Origin of the sequence: Bradyrhizobium sp. BR2003 (assembly GCF_009720285.1) — a bacterium.
Lineage (GTDB): Bacteria > Pseudomonadota > Alphaproteobacteria > Rhizobiales > Xanthobacteraceae > Bradyrhizobium > Bradyrhizobium elkanii.
Genome location: NZ_SMYJ01000034.1, coordinates 86,522 through 107,368 on the forward strand (window position 1 = coordinate 86,522; position 20,847 = coordinate 107,368).

Here is a 20,847-nt window from a genome sequence, read left to right on the forward strand (position 1 = left end):
CGCTATTCGCTCCGGCTCGCCAGCGCATTGACGGCGGCAACCGTGATCGCCGAACCACCGAGCCGTCCCTCGACCGTCAGCGCCGGCACCGGGGGCTCAGCCATCAATGCCGCCTTGGATTCCGCCGCGCCGACAAAGCCGACCGGACAGCCGATGATCGCCGCCGGCCTTGGGCAATCGGCGTCCTCCAGCATGTTGAGCAGATGAAACAGCGCCGTCGGCGCATTGCCGATCGCGACAATGGCGCCGCCCAGATGCGGCCGCCACAGCTCGAGCGCCGCCGCGGAGCGCGTGTTGCGCATCGATTGCGCGAGTGCCGGTACCTTGATATCACCAAGCGTGCAGATGACGGCATTGCCGGCCGGCAGCCGCGCGCGCGTAATTCCTTCCGACACCATGCGCGCGTCGCAGAGGATCGGCGCGCCATCCTGCAAGGCGGCTCGCGCGCGCGCAGCCATGCCTGGTGTGAAGCGCACATGTGTTTCCAGGCCCACCATGCCGGCGGCATGGATCATGCGCACGACCACCGGCTCTTCGTCCGGCGTGAAGCGGGCGAGGTCGGCCTCGGAGCGAATGGTGGCAAAGGACTGGCGATAGATCGTCGCACCGTCGGTCTCGTAGACGTGCGGCATCAATGGCCTCCCGTCAGCACGGAGGGATTTACGACGAGGTATGAACTGGTCAGCCCTCGGATGACCGGCGCATCCCGCGTCGTGCCACGGCGGATCAGATCAAAGCCGTCGTCTGTTCCAACGAGGGTAACATCCGCAGAACCGGAATGGGCGCAGCCCTTGGCGCAGCCGGAGACGTGAAGCCGCGCATCGGGTGGGATATGCCGCGCGAGCGCCGATGCCAGCATACGCGTATCCGCATGCGCCTCGCCGCAGCGCGGTGCGCCGCTGCAGGCGACCACGCGCAGCCTGGGATCACCGGCTTCAGTCACGAGTTCCGACCCACGGCGCATCTCGCGCATCCCCTCCACCAGCATCATCCGCCACGGCGTCATGCGAAGAGCCTGCGCACACCCGGCAAGATCGCCGAGCGTCTGGTGCGGCATCTGCCCGAAGACGACGCCAACCATCGCGCCCGCCGGATAGAGGCCAGGCGCAGGGTCCGCCGATCGGACCAGGGGCTCGGCATCGCCGCGAAGTGTCTCGGGAACGCTCGCGCCGCCGGCGAGATGAGCCGCCATCCGCCGTTTCTCACCCCTGGCTCCGCCGGAGGCGACGAACCACTCGGCCAGTGCCAGCGCCGCCTGCACAACCTCGCTCCGCCTGACCGAAAGCCCGCGCTGTGCGCCATCGGCACGTACCAGCAGTTCGCCGCTGCGATCGCGCTCGATCCTGATATCGGCGGATGCACCCGCCAGCATCCGCGCATTGCCGTCATCGATTGCGAAGCCGAACTTGGTTGGAAGATCAAGCGAAGCACTGGCAAGCCCCTGCTCAAGCTCGGTCGCAAGCGAGCGCGTCTCGTCGGCGGCAGTCCAGAACGGCGTCACCAGAATGTTGCGCTGCGCCTCGGCAGTCGAGTCTGCGTCCAGCAACCCGAGCTCAGCGAGCCCATCGACCAGGGGCGGATAACCTTCATCGCTGACGCCGCGGATCTGGAGATTGGCGCGGCTGGTCAGGTCGATCAGGCCGTTGCCGTATCGCGCCGCCAGCTCGGCGATTCCCGCACCCTGCGCCGCATCCAGCCGTCCGGCGCGCGGGCGAATGCGCACCACGAGGCCGTCGCCCGATAGCATCGGCCGCAGCGCGCCGGGACACCAACCCTTGACCGCAACCGCGCTCATGAGGCCTCCTGCAACGCAGCCGCAATCGAATTGCGCCGCGTCTGCCACAGCGAGGCTTCATGCAATCTCGTGAAGCAGGTCTCGATCGCCGCCAGTGCCGCCGGATTCTCGCGCGCCATGAAGCCGCGAACCTCGTCATTGCCGAGCGTCGCATCGTAGTAGAGATCGAAGAGATGCGGCGGCACCGCGCCGGCGAGATGGGCGAACGCCGCCATGTGCTCCAGCGTCGCCGAGATCTCGGCGGCGCCACGGAAGCCATGGCGCATCATGCCCGCTATCCAGGCAGGGTTGGCGGCGCGCGCCCGCACCACGCGCGAGACTTCTTCGGTCAACGCGCGGGCATGCGGCCGATCCGGCCGCGTCGCGTCGAGGTGATAGAGCGCCGGGACTTTTGTGCCGAGGCGCCGGGCCGCCGCCGCGACGCCGGCCTCGTGCGCGGCATAGTCCGCAGCCAGCAGCAGATCGGTCTCCGGCAGATCCTGGGTGTGAACAAAACTGTCCGCGGCCGCGAGCCGCGCCTCGATGCCGGCGCGATCGGGCCGCATCTCGCCGTCGGATGCGAGAGCCCATGACGATGCCGACAGCCAGGCTTCGCCGGCCGCCTCGCGCGCCTCCGCCGTGAAGACATCCGGCATCGATGCAATGCCAACGCCATAATATCCGGGGCGAGGACCGAACACGCGCGAGATGCGCTGCCGGTAAGGGTTCTCGTCCGCCTCATCACAGCGTTCGGACAACGCCTCCGCCGCGGCTTCGAACAACTGGGCCAGCCCTGAGAAGACGTCGCGGAACAGCCCCGACACGCGCAACGTGACGTCGATGCGCGGCCGGCCGAGCTCCGCCGGCGCGATGATGTCGTAGCCCGCCACCCGTCCCGATCCATGATCCCAGCGCGGCGCGATGCCCGCGAGGTGCAGAGCCATCGCAAAATCCTCGCCGGCGGTGCGCATCGTCGACGAGCCCCAGAGGTCGACCACGAGTCCCTTCGGCCAGTCGCCGTGATCCTGCAAATGACGGCGCAGCAGTTCCTCGGCAAGTTTCACACCCTGCGCATGTGCCGACGGCGTCGGCACCGCGCGCGGATCGACCGCAAACAGATTGCGTCCGGTCGGCAGCACATCGCCCCGTCCACGCCAGGGCGAGCCCGACGGCCCCGGCGCCACGCGCCGCCCCGCGAGCGCATCGCGCAGCGCCGCCCTCTCCGCCTCGCCGCAGGCGCCCTGCCCGAATATATGCAGGCCGTCGCCGAACTGGCTTTCCTTGAGATCGCAGACGAAACGATCGATCTGCGGAATGGCCTCGGCCGCGGAGACCGACGCGGCGAGACCGAGATCGTCTTCCAGCCCGGCGAGGCGCGCTTCGTCGCGGATCGCGGCGATCAGGCGCTGCCGCCGCGCCGGATCGAGACCATCGGCAGTCGAATACTCATCGAGCAAGCGCTCGAGACGGCGCAGGCCTTCCGGCACCACGGCCTGTGCCAGTGGCGGCGGCAGGTGGCCGATCGTCACGGCACCGATCCGGCGTTTGGCCTGAGCCGCCTCGCCGGGATCGTTGACGATGAAGGGATACACAACAGGCAGATCGCCGATCAGCGCCTCCGGCCAGCATGCGGATGACAGCGCAACCGACTTCCCCGGCAGCCATTCCAGCGTGCCATGCGCGCCGATGTGGACGACGGCATCGATGGCCCGCTGCCTGAGCCACAGATAGAACGCGACATAGGCGTGACGGGGCGTGCGCGCCAGATCGTGATAGTCGGCGTCGCGCTGCCCCACCTCACCACGCTCCGGCTGGACGGCGACGACCGATTTGCCGCAGCAGATCGCCGCGAAATGAAATGCGCCGTTACGGCAATCGGGATCGTCTTCCGGCGCGCCCCATGCGCGGCTGAGATCGTCCTGCAGTTCTTGCGGAAGGCCGGAAAGCGCCGCGCGATAGTCGGCGACGTTCCACGTCAGTTTCCGGCGCAACAGCACGTCGCCCAGCGACTCCACCGGCTCAACATCAAATCCCGCGGCCGCGAGATCCGTCAGCAACACCTCGACCGAAGCCGGCGCATCGAGGCCGACGGCATGCGCGATCTGATGCGGACGGCCAGGATAGTTCGAGAGCACCAGCGCAAGCTGCTTCTCTTGCGCCGGCTTGCTGGCGAGCCGATGCCAGGCTGCGACGCGCGCGGCAATTGCCGCGACACGCTCGGCGTCCGGTCGATGCGCAAGATGCGCGAATTGCAGCTCGGGATCGCGCTCACCAGGCGACTTGAAGCTCACGACGCCCGCGAACAGGCGGCCGTCGACCTCCGGCAGCACCACATGCATCGCGAGATCGCCGGGCGAGAGCCCGCGGAGCGACAAGGCCCAGTCCTCGCGCCGCGCCGTCGACAAAGCGACCTGGAACACCGGGCACGATGCAGCGTCGAACGGCGTCGTGCCGTCGTCACCGGCCGCAGAGAACGCGGTCGCATTGACGATGGCCGCTGGAACGCATTGCGCGAACTGGACACGCAGCCAATCGGCCACGCCCGCCGCCTTCAGCGAGGTGACGAACACGCCGTGCGCATCGAAACCCCTCTCGCGCAGTGCATCGATCAAGGCATCGACCGGCGCCGTGTCGCCGGCCGCGAGATAAGAACGATAAAACGTCACCAGCACGCGCGGCCGGCCATCCGGTGCCGGCAATGCCGCGATGGCACCGCGCCGCGAATCGTAGGCGCCGATCTCGGGAAGATCGATCTCGCCGACCACAGGCCCGGCATAAAGTCCGGACGCCAGGGCCAGTTGCGCGATCACGGCCTGCGCGGCAACGGGGCCGCCCTTGTCGCACAGCACCTTGAGACGGCGCAGCGTCGAGACCGGCAAGGTCGAGAATTCATCCAGCCGCAGATCGTCGCGGCCATCGGCCGGCAGCACCACCAGGGCAATGCCGCGCTCCTTCGCCAGTCGATGCACCGCGGCCAGCCCGTATGACCAATAGGGCTCGCCGCCGATCAGCCGAACCAGGATGCCGCGGGCGTGCGACAGCGTCCGCTCGATATAGGTATCCACCGACAGCGGATGGCGCAGCTCCGCGAGATTGGCAAGCCGCAGCGACGGCAACGCAGCGCGGCCGCGCCGCCAGCCGGCCGCGAAGGCAGCAATATCGCTGTCGGAAAACGACAACACCACGAGATCGGCCGGATCCTGGCCGAGGTCCCTTGGCGTCGCGGTCTCCTCAAGGCCGCGGCTCTCGCGGAAGACGACGTGCATCAGACACCAAGCCGTGCCCTGATCGCGGCTTCATCGATGTCGGCATGTTCGCCGATCACGACGAGCTTCGACTGCCGCGCCCGGGCGCCCCAGGGCATGTCGAACTGATGCCGCACCCGCTCGCCGACCGATTGCACCAGCAGCCGCATCGGCTTGCCCTCGACCGCGATGTAGCCCTTGGCGCGCAGCACATTCTGCTCGCGCGCCAGTCCCTTGATCGAGGCGACCAGCGCGTCGACATCCGAAACTTCCGGAAGATCGATCACGACGGAATTGAAATCGTCGTGCTCGTGTTCCTCCTCGCCATCGTGATGCGACGGCCGCGCCGCGAGATCGTTTTCCGCCGCCGCCTCGAGGCCGAGGATCACGCGCGCGTCGATCGTGCCGTCGACGACGGGCAGCATCGGCACCTCGCGCGGCATCTCGGCCGCGATCACCGCTTTCGCTGCCTTGATCCCCTCCGCCCCGGCGAGATCGGCCTTGGTCAGCAGCACGAGATCGGCACAGGCGATCTGGTCCTCGAACACTTCGGACAGCGGCGTCTCGTGGTCGAGATTGTCGTCCGCTGCGCGCTGCGCGTCCACCGCGGCCGGATCAGGCGCAAACCGGCCGGCGGCGACAGCCTCGGCATCGGCCAGCGCGATCACGCCGTCGACCGTGATCCGCGAGCGGATCTCCGGCCAGTCGAACGCTTTCAGCAGCGGCTTCGGCAGCGCGAGCCCCGAGGTCTCGATCACGATGTGATCGGGCTTCACGTTCCGCGCCAGCAACTGCTCCATCGCCGGGATGAAATCATCGGCGACGGTGCAGCAGATGCAGCCATTGGCGAGCTCGACGATGTTCTCGGCCGGACAATTGGCGTCGGCGCACGACTTCAGGATGTCGCCGTCGACGCCTTCGCTGCCGAACTCGTTGACCAGCACCGCGAGCTTCTTGCCGTTGGCATTGCGGATCAGATGCTGGATCAGCGTCGTCTTGCCGGAGCCGAGAAAGCCGGTCACGACCGTGACCGGAATTTTGGCGAGCGTGGTCATTCTGCGGCCTCCGGCACGACGGCGATGGGTGGAATGCGGGCGAGCGATTGCTTGCGGAAGATTTCCGGACGGCTGCGCCACGGCACGATGCCGTCAGGCGCCGCCGCATAGGCGGAGGCACCGGCGATCACATCCGCGGCATTATCAGCGGATAAGCGGCCGTAGACATAGGACCACCGCCCCGGCGCGCTGAGCGCGACCGAGCAACCCTGGCTGCAGGCCGACAGGCATGCGACGGGAACCAGATTGACGTCATCGGGCACGCCGGCCTCGACGAGCGCGGCATGCAGGCGCGCACCGGGCGCGAGCTCACCTTCCGCCGGCGTCTGGCCGGCGCGGCAGGTGATGCAGACATGAAGTGTAACGCTCATCGCCCTTCCTGGATTGACAGCGGGAGCGATGAGGCACACGAACCGATTTTGGACAGGTTCGTTCCCCGTCGCGGAACACCCCGTCCGCCGGTCTCACAACATGCTGCGTTGGCAGGTCTCCCGGCTTGCGGAGCAGGTTTTACCCTTCGATGCCCACCTTCCCGACTCCATATGGAATCAGTGGCTTGGGTATCTCTCCGGTCACGGTCGCGGGGGCGGCTGCGCTTCGGGCGAACCTTGCGGTCATCGCCCTATCGCATTCCCTCTTCGCCTGTCGTAGGACAGGAACCAACGCAGGACCACCATTCGTCCAAGCCTCGCACTTGTCAAGCCGAAGGAACGTGATGACTTCAGATGGAAACGACGCTGCGGACGGCGCCGTCGGCACCGATTCTTCACTGGATGCGCGGCACGCGGACAAGATGGCGAAAAAGAAGGCCGCCCGCGACCGCATCATGGCGACCAAGAGCGGTGAAAAGGGCCTGATCATCGTTCATACCGGCGCCGGCAAAGGAAAATCCTCCTCCGCGTTCGGCATGATCGTGCGCTGTGTGGCGCACGGCTTTCCCTGCGCAGTGGTGCAGTTCATCAAGGGCGCCTGGGATACCGGCGAGCGCCGCCTGCTCACCGGGCATTTCGGCGATCTCTGTCAATTCCATGCGATGGGCGAAGGCTTTACCTGGGAGACGCAGGATCGCGCCCGCGACATCGCGGCAGCGCAAGCCGGCTGGGAAAAGGCCAAGCAGCTGATCGCAGATCCGAGCCTGCGCATGGTCGTGCTCGACGAGATCAACATCGCGCTACGCTACGATTATCTCGCGATTGCCGATGTCGTCGACTTCCTGACGACGTCGAAGCCGCCGATGACCCATGTCGTGCTCACCGGGCGCAACGCCAAGGAGGAGCTGATCGAGATCGCCGATCTCGTCACCGAGATGACGCTGGTGAAGCATCCGTTCCGCTCCGGCATCAAGGCCCAGCCGGGCGTCGAGTTCTGACAGACATCACCATGGCGCGCGCATTGATGATCCAGGGAGCAGGTTCCGACGTGGGCAAATCGCTCATCGTCGCCGGCCTTGCGCGCGCCGCCCGACGGCGCGGCCTGCGCGTGCTGCCGTTCAAGCCGCAGAACATGTCGAACAACGCGGCGGTGACCGTCGACGGCGGCGAGATCGGCCGCGCGCAGGCCTTGCAGGCGCTCGCCGCCGGCGTCGAGCCGCACACCGACATGAACCCGGTGCTGCTCAAGCCCGAGAGCGATGTCGGCGCCCAGATCATCGTGCACGGCAAACGGATCGCCACCGCACGCGCGCGCGAATATGCCGGCATGAAACCGTCGCTGATGGCCGCGGTGCTGGAGAGTTTTGCGCGCCTGAAGGCGCGCGCCGATCTGGTGCTGGTCGAGGGCGCCGGCAGCCCCGCCGAGATTAATTTACGCAAAGCCGATATCGCCAATATGGGCTTTGCACGTCGGGCTGACGTGCCCGTGGTGCTGGTCGGCGACATCGACCGCGGCGGCGTGATCGCGCAGCTCGTCGGCATCAAGACGGTGATCGATCCCGACGATGCCGCGATGATCCAGGGCTTTGTCATCAACAAATTCCGCGGCGATCCGACATTGTTCGATGATGGCTACCGCCTGATCGAAGAGCGCACCACCTGGCACGGCTTTGGCGTGCTGCCCTGGTTCGTCCGCGCCGGCGAGCTTCCGGCCGAAGATGCGCTCGGGCTCGGCGAGGCGCGCAAGCCGGGCCAGCGCAAGATCGCATTCCTTGCGCTGTCGCGGATCGCCAATTTCGACGACCTCGATCCGCTCAAGCTCGAGCCTGGCGTCGATCTCGTGATGGTACGTCCGGGCGAAGCCATCCCGGGTGATGCGAAGCTCGTCATCCTGCCTGGCTCGAAATCGACCCGCGGCGATCTCGCCTTCCTGCGCACGCAGGGCTGGGACATCGATCTCTTGGCCCATCATCGCCGCGGCGGCCATGTCCTCGGCCTGTGCGGAGGCTACCAGATGCTCGGGCAGAGCGTCGCCGACCCCGATGGGATCGAGGGTCCTGCCGGCGAAACGCGCGGCCTCGGGCTGCTCGATGTCACGACTGTCATGAGCGAGCAGAAGACCCTGACCCGCGTCAGCGCAGTGCATGCTGCGACCGATCAACCGATCAGCGCCTACGAAATCCACATCGGACGTACCGACGGCCCGGATCGCAGCCGGCCCTTCGCATCGCTCGACGGCGCAGCCGAAGGTGCCGTTTCCAGCGACGGGCGCGTTCACGGCAGCTATCTGCACGGCCTGTTCGCCTCGGACGAATTTCGCAAGGCTTTCCTCGCGCAACTCGACATCGCGGCGGCTGATCAGCCCTACGGCGCCAGGGTCGAGAACGCGCTCGATGCGCTTGCCGAGCACATCGAGACCCATCTCGATGTCGAAGGCCTGCTCGCGCTGGCGCGTTAAACGGACAGCACGGCGGAAAGACGCGACCATTCGGCCTCGCTGCCCGGCAAGCCCAGCCGCAACCACCCCGGCTTCTGCCGGAAAACCCGCGACCAGATCTGGCCGCGGGCAAGCTTCTCCTGCGCGGCCAGCGCATCGCCGACTTCATAAAGACGAAACAGCGGCGTGCCGCCGAGCAGCGTCCAGCCCTGCGCTCGCGTCGCCGCGTCGAGCCTGACGCAGTCGTCCGCGAGCCGCGCGGTTGTCGCCTTTGCCCAGTCGCGATCGAGCAACGCGCGTCGTCCGATCGCAATCGCGGCGCCCGAAACCGGCCATGGGCCCGCCATTGCGGCAAGCGCGGCGATGTCCGCCTCGCTGCCGATCGCGAAGCCGAGGCGCAGGCCGGCAAGTCCGTAAAACTTGCCGAATGAGCGCAGGATCAGGAGCCCCGCGCGTCCTGCTTCCGGTGCAAGAGACAGGTCAGGAACGGCGTCCGCAAAGCTCTCGTCGATGACGAGCCGGCCAACGCGCGGCAACAGGGCCAGCAACTCCTGCCGATCGTGGCGTTGTCCATCGGGATTGTTCGGATTGACGACGACGGCAATGTCCGCTCCCGCGAGCGCGGCGAGATCGGACATCTCGGCGACGTCCCAGCCGGCGGCCGACAACACCGCGGCATACTCATTGTAGGTCGGCGCCAGGATCCGCGCCCGGCCGCGAGACGCCAGATGCGGCAGCAACTGAATGGTGGCCTGCGCACCGCCCATCGCCACCATCGGCGCGTCGGTGGCATAGGCCTGCCGCGCGGCGTCGTGCAGCGATTCAAGATCGGATCGCGACGGCAACGCGCTCCAATGCCGCGGCTCGACATCGACCAGGGGATACGGCACCCGATTGATCCCGGTCGACAGGTCGATCCATTCGTCCGCGGCGCCGCCGAAGCGCTGCTGGGCGACATCCAGATTCCCGCCGTGCTCACGCATGCGCCGCTCCTTCACGCCAGCGCCACGAACGCCGCAGCCAACAGCATCATGGCGTAACGATAGAGTTTCAGCCCGGTGAGGACGTCAGCACCAGCCGGATCGCGCGCCCCCTCGTTCAGCCAGGGTTCATCGGCGATGCGACCGTGATAGATGCGGGGACCGCTGAGCCGCACGCCGAGCGCGCCGGCCATCGCGGCTTCCGGCCAGCCGGCATTCGGCGAACGATGCCGATGCGCATCGCGCAACATGCATGACCACGCCTGCGAACGGTTCGGCGCGAGCAGCACGAACAGCAGCCCGGTCAGCCGTGCCGGAACGAGATTGGCGAGATCGTCGATCCGTGCGGCTGCCCAGCCAAAGGCTTCGTGCCGCTCGGTGCGGTGGCCAATCATCGAGTCCAGCGTGTTGATCGCCTTGTAGCCAAGGATTCCCGGCAGGCCGAACAGCGCGCCCCAGAACACCGGCGCCACGATGCCGTCGGATGCATTCTCAGCGAGGCTCTCGATGGCGGCGCGCGCAATGCCGGCATCGTCGAGCGTTGCCGGATCACGTCCGACAATCTGCGCGACCGCCGAACGCGCGGCCGTGATGTCGCCGGATAGAAGAGGACTTGCCACCGCGGCGACATGGTCATGCAGCGAGCGCACGGCAACCAGCGGCCACGCCAGGACACCGACAAGGACAACGCGAACCCATCCGGATGCAAGCACGGACTGAACGGCCCAACCGAGCGCAACCATCAGCGCGATCACCGAGATCGCGGCCGCGACGCCAGCCACGCACCGGAACGCCGGCGGGTCGGAGGCACGGTTCCAGGCGCTATCGACAACATTGATCAGCCGGCCGAGCCAGGTCACGGGATGGCCGATACGTGCAAACAGCCACGTCGGCCAGCCGATCAAGGCATCCACCGCCATCGCCACCGCCATCGCTCCCGCAAAACCCACGCTACCCTCTCCTCGCCGCGATCCCCCTGATGCGCAAGACATCGGCCGAGCGCAAGCCCTCCGTAACGGATTTCGGCTTTGTCTTTCTCCGCGATTGGTGGTTAGAGCGTTTCCGAACGACGTGCGTACCGGTCGCACAGGAGATGATATGGCCGTCATTCTGATCACGGGGGGAGCCCGGTCCGGCAAGAGCCGGCGCGCCGAACTTCGTGCGCGCAGCTTTCCGGGACAGCCGGTCTATATCGCGACCGCCGAGGCGCTCGACGCGGAAATGGAGGAGCGGATCGCCAAGCATCGCACGCGGCGCGGCAGCGACTGGATCGAGCGCGAGGTGCCGCTCGATCTCGTTGACGTGCTGTCCGAGACCGATGGCGGCGGCGCGAGGCTGGTCGATTGTCTGACGCTCTGGCTATCCAATTTGCTGCATGCCGGGCGCGACTGGTCGCAGGACGTGACGCGGCTGGCGGGTGCGCTGTCGCGCCAGCACAGCCCGGTCGTGCTGGTCACCAACGAGGTCGGTCTCGGCATCGTGCCGGACAATGCATTGGCGCGGACTTTCCGCGATGCCGCAGGAACCATGAACCAGACTATCGCCGGCATCGCAGACGAGGTCGAGTTCGTCGTTGCGGGCCTGCCGATGAAGCTTAAATGAAGTCCGAGATCGATCCTGCCAAGGGCCCCGCGATGGTCTCATTCGACGATGCGTTTCGCCGCCAGCTGCATGAGCTGTTCGTGTGGCGGCGCGACGTGCGGCGCTTCCGAACCGATCCGCTGCCGGATGGCGCGATCGAGCGGCTGATCGAGATCGCCTGCCTGTCGCCTTCGGTCGGCCTGAGCCAACCCTGGCGGTTCGTCATTGTCGACGATGCGGCGCGCCGCCGCGCGGTCATCGACGACTTCAAGGCCTGCAACGCCGATGCGCTGCGGTCCTATTCGGGCGAGCGCGCCGCCAAATATGCCGCGTTGAAATTATCAGGCCTCGAGGAGGCGCCGGGCCATCTCGCCGTGTTTGCCGAGAAGACCGACCAGATCGGCGCCGGTCTCGGCCGCGCGACGATGCCGGAGACGTCGGAATATTCGGTGGTAGCCGCGATCTGCTCGATGTGGCTTGCCGCGCGCGCCGAAGGCATCGGCATCGGCTGGGTATCGATCCTCAATCCAGAACGCATTCATGACGTTCTGGAAATCCCGCACTCCTGGAAATTTATCGGCTATCTCTGCATCGGTTACCCCCAGACCGAATGCGACCGTCCGGAGCTCGAACAGGCCAAGTGGGAATCGCGGCGAGGTCCGGATGAATTCACCATCCGACGCTGACGGCGCAGAGGACGCCGCCGCGAATGGCGGCGTTCAATGGCGCACCGACATCGCCTCCCTGGTCTTTCCAGTCCCGGATCACCGCGCCATCTGCGTGGTGCATCGGGGCGCGTTTCGGACGTTGCTCGGCGCGGAGCCGGTGCCGGAGGCCTGCATCGACTATTTCGAGCGCTATGAAGACGCCTTCAAGGCAGCTGCACGCGCCAAGATCGAGCGCAAGCGCATTCTCCCTGGAACAAATTTGCATCTTACCAGTCGCGACATCACGCGAAAGCTGCTAGAAGCCGATCAAATCGAATGTGGAGAACGACCATGAGCCAGTCCCAGACCGCGCAATCCCAAGTTACTCAAGCTCAGGTCACACATCTGCCGATCGCTACCCGACAGGTCGGACGGCTTGCACAATCGTTGATGGCCATGACCCTTGGCCTGTTCATCGTCGGCGTCGTCGGCTTCTCGCACATCGACGTGATCCACAACGTCGCGCATGACGTGCGCCATTCCAACGCCTTCCCCTGCCACTGACCTTGTCGGCATGAGCACGTTTCGCTCGATCGTCTTCTCGTCGGTCATTGCCGGGTTCATCGTCGGCCTGATCGTCACCGCGGTCCAGCAATTCGGCACCGTTCCCCTGATCCTCAGGGCCGAGGTCTATGAGAAGGCGGCCGCGCACAAGCACGAAGCCGCCGCGCCACCGCAGGCGATCCTCGTCCACGATCATGCGGATCATGATCATGGCGCGGAGGCCTGGGAGCCGCGCGACGGTCTGGAACGCAACGTCTATACCGCGGGGGCGAACATCCTGACCGCGATCGGCTTTGCGCTCCTGCTCTGCGGCTTTCTCGCGGTTCGCGGCGGCGCGACCGGCGAGCAGATCTCGTGGCATGAAGGCTTGATGTGGGGCCTTGCGGGTTTTGCCGTCTTCACCATCGCGCCGGGCCTCGGACTGCCGCCCGAATTGCCGGGGGTCCCCACCGCTCCATTGCTCTCGCGCCAGATCTGGTGGGTGACGGCGGTGCTGGCGACCGCTGCCGGCCTCGGGCTGATCGTGTTCCGACGCTCGATGCCGGCCGCCATCGCCGGCGTGGTCCTGATCATGCTGCCGCATCTGATCGGCGCGCCCGAGCTGGAGCATGTTGAGACCAGCGTGCCTTCGTCCCTGTCGCATCAGTTCGTGGTCGCCGTCACGCTGACCAGCCTGGTGTTCTGGTCCCTGCTGGGCAGCCTGACGAGCGCCGCATTCGCCTATTTCGATCGGCCGGGCTCATCCGCTCGCGGTTGACAGCCGCTGCCTAAAAAACGCCAGGATCTCATCGCGGGCCGCGATGGTCGGCTGGCCCGCCTCGTCGATCAGATGCACGGTCACGACGCTGTGCGGTGTCGTGACGAAATTCCGGAAGAACGGCGGCACATCGCGGTTCGCCGCGCTGTCGGCAAGCACTCGCCCGATGAAGCGGTCGCCGAGCGCCTCGCGATAGGCCGCAAAGCGCTGCGCCATGCAGAACTTGTCGCCCTCAAAGCGATAGGCCAGCACGGTCAGGTCCTCGCGCTCCAACCGCTCGCGCACCGCTTTGACTTGCTCCGGCGCGATCTCGATGCCCGCCGGATCGTTCAATGGCAATGACGGCTGCGAAAGCACCGGCGCCAGCATCGACGGCTCCAGCATCATGGTGAGCGCGAAATTGCCGGTAAAGCACATCCCGATGGCCCCGACACCGGGACCGCCGCATTCGCCATGGGCAAATTGCGCCAGCGCGCGCAGCCATTGCGTCACGGGACTGGACTGGTTTGCGGCCATCGCACGAAACTCCCTGCTGACGCAGGCGCGCTGAAACACCGCAGCGCCCTCCTCCGCGCTCGCGACCGCGCCGTCACGGCCGAACAGCGAGGGCATATAGACGGTGAATCCGGCATCGCGAACCCAGCGGGCGAAGCGCGCCACATGCGGGCTGATGCCCGGCATCTCCGCCATCACGATCACCGCAGGACCTGCGCCGCCGACATGGACGGTCTTGCCGGCCCCATCGAGGGTAATCTGGCGGCGCTCGAAATCATCGAGCGGATCGTCCTGGGTCATCGGCCGGTTCGGCATCCGCGGTTCTCCTGATCGAGATCGGCAGCGTCTCGGCGTCAGAGTTGCGATTTTCCAACCCGGCAGCTAGTGTCAAAAATGACATTGATCGCGGATTTTATGACATGACCAAGGTCGCGGTTGTCGAGATCGACGGCTGCCTCGCGTCGGCGGCCGCCATCACCCACGACGTGCTGGCGACCGCCAACCGGATCAGCACCTCGAAGCGCGCGCGCTTCGAGGTGCTGACGCTGCGTTATGGGCCGAGGCGGCACGCCGGCCGATTGCGCGGCGCCGACCTCGTCATCGTTCCCGGGCTCGGCTCGGCTTCGGCCGGCGAACTGGAACGGAAGCTGGCGACACCGGCATGTCGGCACGCCCGCGACATGCTGGTCACGGCGTTCGCGAACGGCGCGATGCTCGCCGCGTCCTGCGCCAGCAGTTTCCTGCTGGCGGAGACCGGCCTGCTCGACGGCAAGCGAGCGACCACGACATGGTGGTTCGCGCCGCTGTTTCGGCAACGCTATCCGAATGTCGAACTGATGACGGAGCGGATGGTGGTCGCCGACTGGCCGATCGCAACCGCCGGCGCGGCGATGGCGCAGATGGACCTGATGCTTGCGGTAATCACGCGTTTCGGCAGCCCGGCGCTGGCCAAGGGCTGCGCCAACTATTTGCTGCTTGGCGAGCGGCATTCGCAGGCGCCGTTCATGGCGATCAACTATCTTGCCAGCCAGGATCCCAAGGTCGCCAGGGCCGAGAAATGGGTCCGCAGCAACATCGCGCGCGACTTTACGATCGGGGACGTCGCCGCCGCCGCCGCGCTCGCGCCGCGGACATTTGCCAGACGGCTCGAATCGATCTGCGGCCTGTCGCCCATTCAATTCGTGCAACGCATCAGGATCGAGACGGCGCGGTCGTTGCTCGAGACCACGCGCCTTTCGGTCGAACAGATCGCGGGCAAGGTTGGATATGCCGAGCCATCGACCCTCCGCCGGCTGATCCGCCGCGAAACGCGGCATTCGCCGCGGCATTTCCGCTCAGGCGGTTGATCCCCAACGCCGCATCCGCGATGAAATCATCAGCCCGAGAGCCACGCGAAGGCGCGGCGCAAGAAGGCCGGCGCATCCTCTTCGACTGGCGTTCCATGGGCCATCAGCACCTTTTCGGCGGGCCACGCCAGAATCCTTTGCAAGGCGGCACGCGCGGCGCGGCGGCCCGTGAAGGCAACGCGGAACTTGCGCGGCACCGACGCGACCAGATGAAGAGGCCGCCGTCCGATAATCTGACGACGGCCATCCGGGTCGGATAGTGAAAGCCGGCGACCGCAAGGTTCGGCCCCCCGGCAATCCAGATGTCGTGGCCGAACTGCTGCAATACCGCCATTCGCGATGAACCTTGACCGTCGGGCGCCGCATCCAGCGCCGCGCGCTCCGCCGGCGTTGCGGGTTCATTTACCATGCGCGGCGTGACAGGCCGCGGACAAGGGGCAATGTCGATCATCGGTTCCGATTGCGCCGCGGCCAATTGCAACGATCGGGTTTACGCAACCTTAGACGATTTGATCCACATGTTGCGCGTGCACGACGCGATTGGGATGAAGCGGCCGATGTCGCAGAAGTCGGACCTCGAGGGACACGGGCTGGCCTTCGCTGAAGACGCCGCGCGTCACCCCGCGGCGAATGACGCGGATCGTGGCACGATGATGCCGCGCGCAACCATCGGCCGGATGTCAAGCGCGTCCACAGGTCGGCCGCAGGCGGCAATCGCGCATTCACCGCGGTCGGACGCGGGCGCGCTGGCCTCCGCGCTACGCGAGGCCGACTGGCTCACGGCTGACCGTGTCACCGCCTTCACCCGCGTATTTCTCGTCCTGTTCATCGGCTGCATCGCGATCATCCCATGGGCTGCGCCGACGATGGATGTCGGCCATGATTTCGCGGCGTTCTGGACGGCGGCAAAGCTCGCGCTCGAAGGCCGCGCCGGCGACGCCTATGGCGACGCAGGCCGCGCCGCCATAGCGGCCGTGCTCGGTCAGAACACCTACGCACCGTTCTTCTACCCGCCGACCTCGCTGTTGTTCTGGATGCCCTTCGCACTGGTTCCCTTTGCAACGGCGGCCGTCATCTGGATCTTCGCGACCGGCGCCGCCTATGCAGCCGCGGTGAGAGCCATGCTCGAGCGCGGCTCCGTCGTTCCCGCACTCGCCTTTCCCGGCGTGTGGGTATGCGCGCTGTTCGGACAGAATTCGCTGTTCTCGGCGGCCCTGCTCGGCGGATCGGCCGTCACGCTGGACCGCTACCCGGTGATCGCCGGCGTGCTGCTCGGGTGCTTCAGCTACAAGCCGCAGATCGCCCTGCTTGCGCCGCTGCTGCTGATCCTGACGCGGCGCTGGCGCGCGCTCGCCGCGGCGGCCGCAACGACGCTCGTGCTCGTGCTGGCGGCCACCGCCATCTTCGGGATCGACCCGTGGATCAAGTTCGTTGCCGTGCTGCCGGAGGCGAGCGCCTGGAGCCTCGGCGGCGGACCCGGTTTCGAGAAGTTCGCCAGTCCCTATGCCGCGGTCAGGCTGGCCGGCGGATCCAGCAGCACGGCCTGGCTCGTCCAGGTAACCACAGCCGCGATCGCGATCGTCGTCCTGTTCCTGGTGCTGCGAAAACGTCCCGGCGGCGCCGCCGAGATCGCGCTGATGGTGGCGATGACCGGCCTGTGCGTGCCGTCGCTGGGCAACTATGAGGTCGTGATCCTGGCGATCCCGGGCGCGTGGCTGATCGCGCAGGCGCTTGCGCAGGGCTGGCTGCCCTATGAACGCATCGCCCTCGCTGCGCTTTATTTGACGCCATTCGCCATGGTGCCCGCGGGCGCCAACGGCCTGCAACTGGCACCGATCGCCGCTGCCGCAATTGCCATCCTCGTCGTGCGCCGCATCAGGCATCTGCCACTCCTGGATGCTCCGGCCGAAATCGCCAATCACTGATTTGCCCGACGGCGCAAGCCTCGCCGGGACGACGCACGGGAAGAGTTGCGCCCCCTATCGTGAAGTCATGACTGCGTGGCGGTCAGCGGCGCTGGTTGTAGACATCGATGCAGACGGCGCCGAGCAGGACGAGGCCCTTGATCACTTGCTGATAATCGATGCCGATACCGAGGATCGACATGCCGTTGTTCATGACGCCCATGATCATGGCACCGACCACCGCGCCGCCGACCCGGCCGACGCCGCCATAGGCCGACGCACCGCCGATGAAGCAGGCGGCGATCACATCGAGCTCGAAGCCGAGACCGGCCTTCGGCGTCGCGGTGTTGAGCCGGGCTGCGAACACCAGCCCGGCGAGCGCGGCCAGCACGCCCATATTGACGAAGGTAAAGAAGGTGAGCCGTTCGGTCTTGACACCAGACAGCTTCGCCGCCTTGGCATTGCCGCCCACGGCGTAGATCTGCCGACCGATCACCGTCCGCCGCGTGACGAAGCCATAGAGCGCGATCAGGACGGTCATGATCACGAGCACGTTGGGCAGGCCGCGATGCGAGGCGATCAGATAGGTGAAGTAGAGCACCGCACCCGCCAGCGCGATGCTCTTGACGATGAAAAACGCGTAGGGCTCGACGGCAATGCCGTGCGCCTGCTCGCGCGCCCGGCTCCTGGCGGTGGCCAGCACCAGGACAAACGCCAGGACGATGCCGATCGCGAGCGACGTCGGATAGAGCGTGCCGGCGCTCGGGAACAGCTCGGGGATGAAGCCCGACGACAGCTTCTGGAAGGTCGGCGGGAACGGCCCGACCGACTGGCCCTGCAGCACCGCGAGCGCGAGGCCCTTGAACACGAGCATGCCCGCCAGCGTCACGATGAAGGACGGAATGCCGAAATAGGCCACCCAATAGCCCTGTGCCGCGCCGATCGCGGCACCGACCAGAAGGCAGGCGACGAAGGCGATCGGGTAGCTGACATGGTAGCGCACCATCAGCACCGCCGCGACGGCGCCGACGAAGCCCGCGACCGAGCCGACCGACAGATCGATATGCCCGGTGACGATCACCAGCAGCATGCCGAGCGCCATGATGACGATGTAGCTGTTCTGCAGCACTAGATTGGTGAGGTTGAGCGGCTGCAACAGCGTGCCGTCGGTCACGATCTCGAAGAACAGCATGATCGCGAGCAGCGACAGCAGCATGCCGTAGTTGCGCAGATTGTTCTTGATGAAGCCGGAATGCCTGGGGGTCTCGGGAAGTGATACCGTCTTGTCGGTCATGGCGCCCCTCCTCCGGCGCGTGCCGCTCTTTCGTCGGCGCCGCGTCCGGACATTCTGACATTGCGCATGATGGCGCGCATGATCTTCTCCTGCGTCGCATCGTGCGCCGCGAACTCGCCGACGAAGGCGCCGTCATTCATCACGCAGATCCGGTCGCAGATGCCGAGCAGCTCGGGCATCTCCGAGGAGATCACCACGACGCCCCTGCCGGCCTCGGCCAGCTCGTTGATGATGGAGTAGATCTCGTATTTGGCCCCGACGTCGACCCCGCGCGTCGGCTCGTCCAGCAGCAGCACCCTCGGATCGGTCATCAACCATTTCGACAGCACGACCTTCTGCTGGTTGCCGCCCGAGAGGTCGCCGGTCGCCTGGTAGACGTCGGAACAGCGGATCCGCATCCGGGTGCGGTAGTCGCTTGCGGCTTTCAGCTCGGCGACATCGTCGATCACGCCGCGTTCCGACACCTGGCGCAGGCTCGCCACCGTCACGTTCTTGCGGACGTCGGCGGCAAGGATCAGCCCGAGCTGCTTGCGGTCTTCCGTGACATAGGCGATGCCGGCATCGATCGCGGCCGGCACGCTGGACAGATCGGCCTCGCGTCCATCGAAGCGGACCTTGCCGGAGACGTTGGTGCCCCAGGCGCGGCCGAACAGGCTCATCGCGAACTCAGTGCGGCCGGCGCCCATCAGGCCGGCGATGCCGACCACCTCGCCGCGCCGCAGCGTGAAGTCGACGTTCTTGATCACCTGCCGCTCGGGATGCAGCGGGTGATACACCGACCAGTTCTGCACCGTCATCACGGGTTCGCCGATCTCCGCCTTTCGTTCGGGGAAACGATGCGCGAGATCGCGGTCGACCATGCTGCGGATGATGCGGTCCTCCTCGATGCGCTCGGTCCGGCAGTCGATGCTGTCGACGGTGCGGCCGTCGCGCAGCACCGTGATGCGGTCGGCGACGCGCGCAACCTCGTTCAGCTTGTGCGAGATCAGGATCGAGGCGATGCCCTGCTCGCGGAAGGCCAGGAGCCGCTCGAGCAAGGCGGCGCTGTCGGCCTCGTTGAGGCTTGCGGTCGGCTCGTCGAGGATCAGGAGGCGCACCCGCTTGGACAGCGCCTTGGCGATTTCAACGAGCTGCTGCTTGCCGACGCCGAGGTCGGTGATCAGCGTGTCCGGCGGCTCCCGCAAGCCGACCTGCGCCAACAGTTCGGCGGTCCGCCGATGCACCGCGTTGCGGTCGATGACGCCGAACCGCGACGGCGGATGCGACAGGAAGATGTTCTCGGCAATCGACATCAGCGGGATCAGCGCCAGCTCCTGATGGATGATGATGATCCCGAGCGCCTCGCTGTCGTTGATGTCGCGGAAGCGCCGCTCCTCGCCGTCGAACACGATCGACCCATCGTAGCTTCCGGCCGGATAGACCCCGCTCAGCACCTTCATCAAGGTCGACTTGCCGGCGCCGTTTTCGCCGACCAGCGCATGGATCTGACCGGCCTCGACGGTGAAGCTGACCTCGCGCAGCGCCTGCACGCCGGCAAAGCTCTTGCTGACGCCGCGCATCTCCAGCATAGCCGTCATCGGATCATGTCCCGCAGCGTCGATCGGCCTCGGCGCGGTTCGCCACCGCTCACCCGCCTGTCAGCCCTAGAGCCTATTCCGTTCCGATTAAATCGGAACGGGGCTCCAGATTCCAGTTTTGACGCGTTTTCCTCACGCGAACCGGTACCCACTTCGCTCGAAAACGCTCTAGTCGAATTGCGAGCGCTTGTAGTAGCCGCTGTCAATCAGGACTTTCTCCCAATTGGCCTTATCCACCACGACCGGCTTGAGGAGATAGGACGGAACTACCTTGACCCCGTTGTTGTAGGTCTTGGTATCGTTGACGCTGACCTCCTTCTTGCTCAGCACGGCGTCGACCATGTCGGCCGTCACCTTGGCGAGGTCGCGGGTATCCTTGAAGATGGTTGAATATTGCTCGCCGCGCAGCATCGCCTTGATCGAGGGGACTTCGGCATCCTGCCCGCTGATGTACGGCATCGGCTGGTCCTTGCTGCCGTAGCCAACGCTCTTCAGCGAGGAGATGATGCCGATCGACAGGCCGTCATAGGGCGACAGCACCGCATCGACGCGCTTCTTGCCGTAGAACGCACTGAGCAGATTATCCATCCGCGCCTGCGCGGTCGCGCCGTCCCAGCGCAGCGTCGCGACCTTGTTCATGCCCGTCTGGCCGCTGCCGACCACGAGCTTGCCGCTGTCGATATACGGCTTCAACACCGACATCGCGCCGTCGTAGAAGAAGTACGCATTGTTGTCGTCGGGCGAACCGCCGAACAGCTCGATGTTGAAAGGCCCCTTGCCCTCCTTGAGCCCGAGCGCGTTCTCGATCGACTGGGCCTGC

The 20,847-nt window shown here is 66.3% G+C and carries 21 protein-coding genes and 1 riboswitch; of the genes, 9 read left to right on the forward strand and 12 right to left on the reverse strand.

What is annotated here, in order from left to right; genetic code table 11:
- Window positions 1–2 precede the first annotated feature (2 nt).
- Genes E2I15_RS28905 through E2I15_RS28925 form a run of 5 tightly spaced genes read right to left on the reverse strand, consistent with a single transcriptional unit; the run spans window position 3 to window position 6,445 of the window.
- Window positions 3–632: a precorrin-8X methylmutase gene (locus tag E2I15_RS28905; RefSeq protein ID WP_137476296.1), complete on the reverse strand. Its 630-nt coding sequence runs from the start codon at window positions 630–632 to the stop codon at window positions 3–5.
- Window positions 632–1,795 (reverse strand): precorrin-3B synthase, encoded by a 1,164-nt coding sequence (cobG, locus tag E2I15_RS28910; RefSeq protein WP_137476297.1) that lies wholly within the window; start codon window positions 1,793–1,795, stop codon window positions 632–634. The genes E2I15_RS28905 and cobG overlap by 1 nt, the downstream gene beginning before the upstream one ends.
- Window positions 1,792–5,040: a cobaltochelatase subunit CobN gene (cobN, locus tag E2I15_RS28915; RefSeq protein WP_137476298.1), complete on the reverse strand. Its 3,249-nt coding sequence runs from the start codon at window positions 5,038–5,040 to the stop codon at window positions 1,792–1,794. The genes cobG and cobN overlap by 4 nt, the downstream gene beginning before the upstream one ends.
- Window positions 5,040–6,074 (reverse strand): cobalamin biosynthesis protein CobW, encoded by a 1,035-nt coding sequence (gene cobW, locus E2I15_RS28920; protein WP_016845673.1) that lies wholly within the window; start codon window positions 6,072–6,074, stop codon window positions 5,040–5,042. Before cobW ends, cobN begins: the two co-directional genes overlap by 1 nt.
- Window positions 6,071–6,445, reverse strand: a complete 375-nt coding sequence (locus E2I15_RS28925) for a DUF1636 family protein (protein ID WP_137476299.1) — start codon at window positions 6,443–6,445, stop codon at window positions 6,071–6,073. Before E2I15_RS28925 ends, cobW begins: the two co-directional genes overlap by 4 nt.
- 93 nt (window positions 6,446–6,538) lie before the next feature.
- Window positions 6,539–6,753: riboswitch (cobalamin riboswitch) on the reverse strand.
- 36 nt (window positions 6,754–6,789) lie between these two features.
- Between E2I15_RS28925 and cobO the strand changes: the two genes are divergently transcribed.
- Together cobO and E2I15_RS28935 are read left to right on the forward strand one after the other, a co-directional pair.
- Window positions 6,790–7,443 carry a cob(I)yrinic acid a,c-diamide adenosyltransferase gene (gene cobO, locus E2I15_RS28930; protein WP_038382101.1) on the forward strand — a complete coding sequence of 218 codons (654 nt, stop codon included), beginning with the start codon at window positions 6,790–6,792 and terminating at the stop codon, window positions 7,441–7,443.
- An 11-nt stretch (window positions 7,444–7,454) separates the two neighbouring features.
- Window positions 7,455–8,903 carry a cobyric acid synthase gene (locus tag E2I15_RS28935; RefSeq protein WP_137476300.1) on the forward strand — a complete coding sequence of 483 codons (1,449 nt, stop codon included), beginning with the start codon at window positions 7,455–7,457 and terminating at the stop codon, window positions 8,901–8,903.
- Here E2I15_RS28935 and cobD read toward each other — a convergent pair.
- Both cobD and cbiB read right to left on the reverse strand, forming a co-directional pair.
- The gene (gene cobD / locus E2I15_RS28940; RefSeq protein WP_155262419.1) at window positions 8,900–9,865 is read right to left on the reverse strand and encodes a threonine-phosphate decarboxylase CobD; all 966 of its coding nucleotides are present in this window, start codon (window positions 9,863–9,865) and stop codon (window positions 8,900–8,902) included. The two genes, E2I15_RS28935 and cobD, sit on opposite strands and share 4 nt — an antisense overlap.
- A gap of 11 nt (window positions 9,866–9,876) precedes the next feature.
- Window positions 9,877–10,812 carry an adenosylcobinamide-phosphate synthase CbiB gene (cbiB, locus tag E2I15_RS28945; protein ID WP_170991373.1) on the reverse strand — a complete coding sequence of 312 codons (936 nt, stop codon included), beginning with the start codon at window positions 10,810–10,812 and terminating at the stop codon, window positions 9,877–9,879.
- A 148-nt stretch (window positions 10,813–10,960) separates the two neighbouring features.
- Here cbiB and cobU point away from each other — a divergent pair, with 148 nt between their 5' ends.
- The 5 genes from cobU to E2I15_RS28970 are packed head-to-tail and all read left to right on the forward strand — an operon-like array spanning window position 10,961 to window position 13,411.
- On the forward strand, window positions 10,961–11,464 hold the full coding sequence (gene cobU, locus E2I15_RS28950) for a bifunctional adenosylcobinamide kinase/adenosylcobinamide-phosphate guanylyltransferase (protein WP_137476302.1): 504 nt from the start codon (window positions 10,961–10,963) through the stop codon (window positions 11,462–11,464).
- A gap of 32 nt (window positions 11,465–11,496) precedes the next feature.
- The gene (gene bluB / locus E2I15_RS28955; RefSeq protein WP_137476578.1) at window positions 11,497–12,129 is read left to right on the forward strand and encodes a 5,6-dimethylbenzimidazole synthase; all 633 of its coding nucleotides are present in this window, start codon (window positions 11,497–11,499) and stop codon (window positions 12,127–12,129) included.
- Entirely contained in the window at window positions 12,107–12,445 is a 339-nt protein-coding gene (locus E2I15_RS28960; RefSeq protein WP_137476303.1) for a hypothetical protein, read from the forward strand. Before bluB ends, E2I15_RS28960 begins: the two co-directional genes overlap by 23 nt.
- Window positions 12,442–12,654 (forward strand): CbtB domain-containing protein, encoded by a 213-nt coding sequence (locus E2I15_RS28965; protein WP_246667873.1) that lies wholly within the window; start codon window positions 12,442–12,444, stop codon window positions 12,652–12,654. The genes E2I15_RS28960 and E2I15_RS28965 overlap by 4 nt, the downstream gene beginning before the upstream one ends.
- A 10-nt stretch (window positions 12,655–12,664) precedes the next feature.
- Window positions 12,665–13,411 carry a CbtA family protein gene (locus E2I15_RS28970; RefSeq protein WP_137476304.1) on the forward strand — a complete coding sequence of 249 codons (747 nt, stop codon included), beginning with the start codon at window positions 12,665–12,667 and terminating at the stop codon, window positions 13,409–13,411.
- Here the strand turns inward: E2I15_RS28970 and E2I15_RS28975 are convergent.
- A complete protein-coding gene (locus tag E2I15_RS28975; protein WP_137476305.1) occupies window positions 13,394–14,221 on the reverse strand; it encodes a dienelactone hydrolase family protein in 828 nt (275 codons plus the stop codon). The genes E2I15_RS28970 and E2I15_RS28975 overlap by 18 nt on opposite strands.
- Before the next feature lie 104 nt (window positions 14,222–14,325).
- On the opposite strand from E2I15_RS28975, the gene E2I15_RS28980 reads away from it, so the two are divergent.
- Entirely contained in the window at window positions 14,326–15,252 is a 927-nt protein-coding gene (locus E2I15_RS28980; protein ID WP_137476306.1) for a GlxA family transcriptional regulator, read from the forward strand.
- Between the two features lie 29 nt (window positions 15,253–15,281).
- On the opposite strand, the gene E2I15_RS39895 is transcribed toward E2I15_RS28980, so the two are convergent.
- Window positions 15,282–15,449: a hypothetical protein gene (locus E2I15_RS39895; RefSeq protein WP_422109804.1), complete on the reverse strand. Its 168-nt coding sequence runs from the start codon at window positions 15,447–15,449 to the stop codon at window positions 15,282–15,284.
- Window positions 15,450–15,809: 360 nt separating this feature from the next.
- On the opposite strand from E2I15_RS39895, the gene E2I15_RS28990 reads away from it, so the two are divergent.
- On the forward strand, window positions 15,810–17,177 hold the full coding sequence (locus E2I15_RS28990; protein WP_170991374.1) for a glycosyltransferase family 87 protein: 1,368 nt from the start codon (window positions 15,810–15,812) through the stop codon (window positions 17,175–17,177).
- Between the two features lie 82 nt (window positions 17,178–17,259).
- Here the strand turns inward: E2I15_RS28990 and mmsB are convergent, their stop codons facing one another.
- From mmsB to E2I15_RS29010, 3 genes are all read right to left on the reverse strand, one after another.
- Entirely contained in the window at window positions 17,260–18,450 is a 1,191-nt protein-coding gene (gene mmsB, locus E2I15_RS28995; RefSeq protein ID WP_137476308.1) for a multiple monosaccharide ABC transporter permease, read from the reverse strand.
- The gene (mmsA, locus tag E2I15_RS29000; RefSeq protein WP_137476309.1) at window positions 18,447–20,027 is read right to left on the reverse strand and encodes a multiple monosaccharide ABC transporter ATP-binding protein; all 1,581 of its coding nucleotides are present in this window, start codon (window positions 20,025–20,027) and stop codon (window positions 18,447–18,449) included. The genes mmsB and mmsA overlap by 4 nt, the downstream gene beginning before the upstream one ends.
- A gap of 168 nt (window positions 20,028–20,195) precedes the next feature.
- Window positions 20,196–20,847: substrate-binding domain-containing protein (locus E2I15_RS29010; RefSeq protein ID WP_155262618.1), on the reverse strand; the 652-nt coding region annotated here is incomplete at its 5' end.

Coding starts and splice junctions, on each gene's coding strand:
- E2I15_RS28925 (WP_137476299.1), bottom strand. CDS start 6,445: ATGAGCGTTACACTTCATGTCTGCATCACCTGCCGCGCCGGCCAGACG.
- E2I15_RS28980 (WP_137476306.1), top strand. CDS start 14,326: ATGACCAAGGTCGCGGTTGTCGAGATCGACGGCTGCCTCGCGTCGGCG.
- cobG (WP_137476297.1), bottom strand. CDS start 1,795: ATGAGCGCGGTTGCGGTCAAGGGTTGGTGTCCCGGCGCGCTGCGGCCG.
- E2I15_RS28975 (WP_137476305.1), bottom strand. CDS start 14,221: ATGCCGAACCGGCCGATGACCCAGGACGATCCGCTCGATGATTTCGAG.
- cobN (WP_137476298.1), bottom strand. CDS start 5,040: ATGCACGTCGTCTTCCGCGAGAGCCGCGGCCTTGAGGAGACCGCGACG.
- cobO (WP_038382101.1), top strand. CDS start 6,790: ATGACTTCAGATGGAAACGACGCTGCGGACGGCGCCGTCGGCACCGAT.
- mmsA (WP_137476309.1), bottom strand. CDS start 20,027: ATGACGGCTATGCTGGAGATGCGCGGCGTCAGCAAGAGCTTTGCCGGC.
- E2I15_RS28905 (WP_137476296.1), bottom strand. CDS start 632: ATGCCGCACGTCTACGAGACCGACGGTGCGACGATCTATCGCCAGTCC.
- cobW (WP_016845673.1), bottom strand. CDS start 6,074: ATGACCACGCTCGCCAAAATTCCGGTCACGGTCGTGACCGGCTTTCTC.
- mmsB (WP_137476308.1), bottom strand. CDS start 18,450: ATGACCGACAAGACGGTATCACTTCCCGAGACCCCCAGGCATTCCGGC.
- bluB (WP_137476578.1), top strand. CDS start 11,497: ATGGTCTCATTCGACGATGCGTTTCGCCGCCAGCTGCATGAGCTGTTC.
- E2I15_RS28960 (WP_137476303.1), top strand. CDS start 12,107: ATGAATTCACCATCCGACGCTGACGGCGCAGAGGACGCCGCCGCGAAT.
- cobD (WP_155262419.1), bottom strand. CDS start 9,865: ATGCGTGAGCACGGCGGGAATCTGGATGTCGCCCAGCAGCGCTTCGGC.
- E2I15_RS28970 (WP_137476304.1), top strand. CDS start 12,665: ATGAGCACGTTTCGCTCGATCGTCTTCTCGTCGGTCATTGCCGGGTTC.
- E2I15_RS28935 (WP_137476300.1), top strand. CDS start 7,455: ATGGCGCGCGCATTGATGATCCAGGGAGCAGGTTCCGACGTGGGCAAA.
- cobU (WP_137476302.1), top strand. CDS start 10,961: ATGGCCGTCATTCTGATCACGGGGGGAGCCCGGTCCGGCAAGAGCCGG.
- E2I15_RS28965 (WP_246667873.1), top strand. CDS start 12,442: ATGAGCCAGTCCCAGACCGCGCAATCCCAAGTTACTCAAGCTCAGGTC.
- E2I15_RS28990 (WP_170991374.1), top strand. CDS start 15,810: ATGTCGCAGAAGTCGGACCTCGAGGGACACGGGCTGGCCTTCGCTGAA.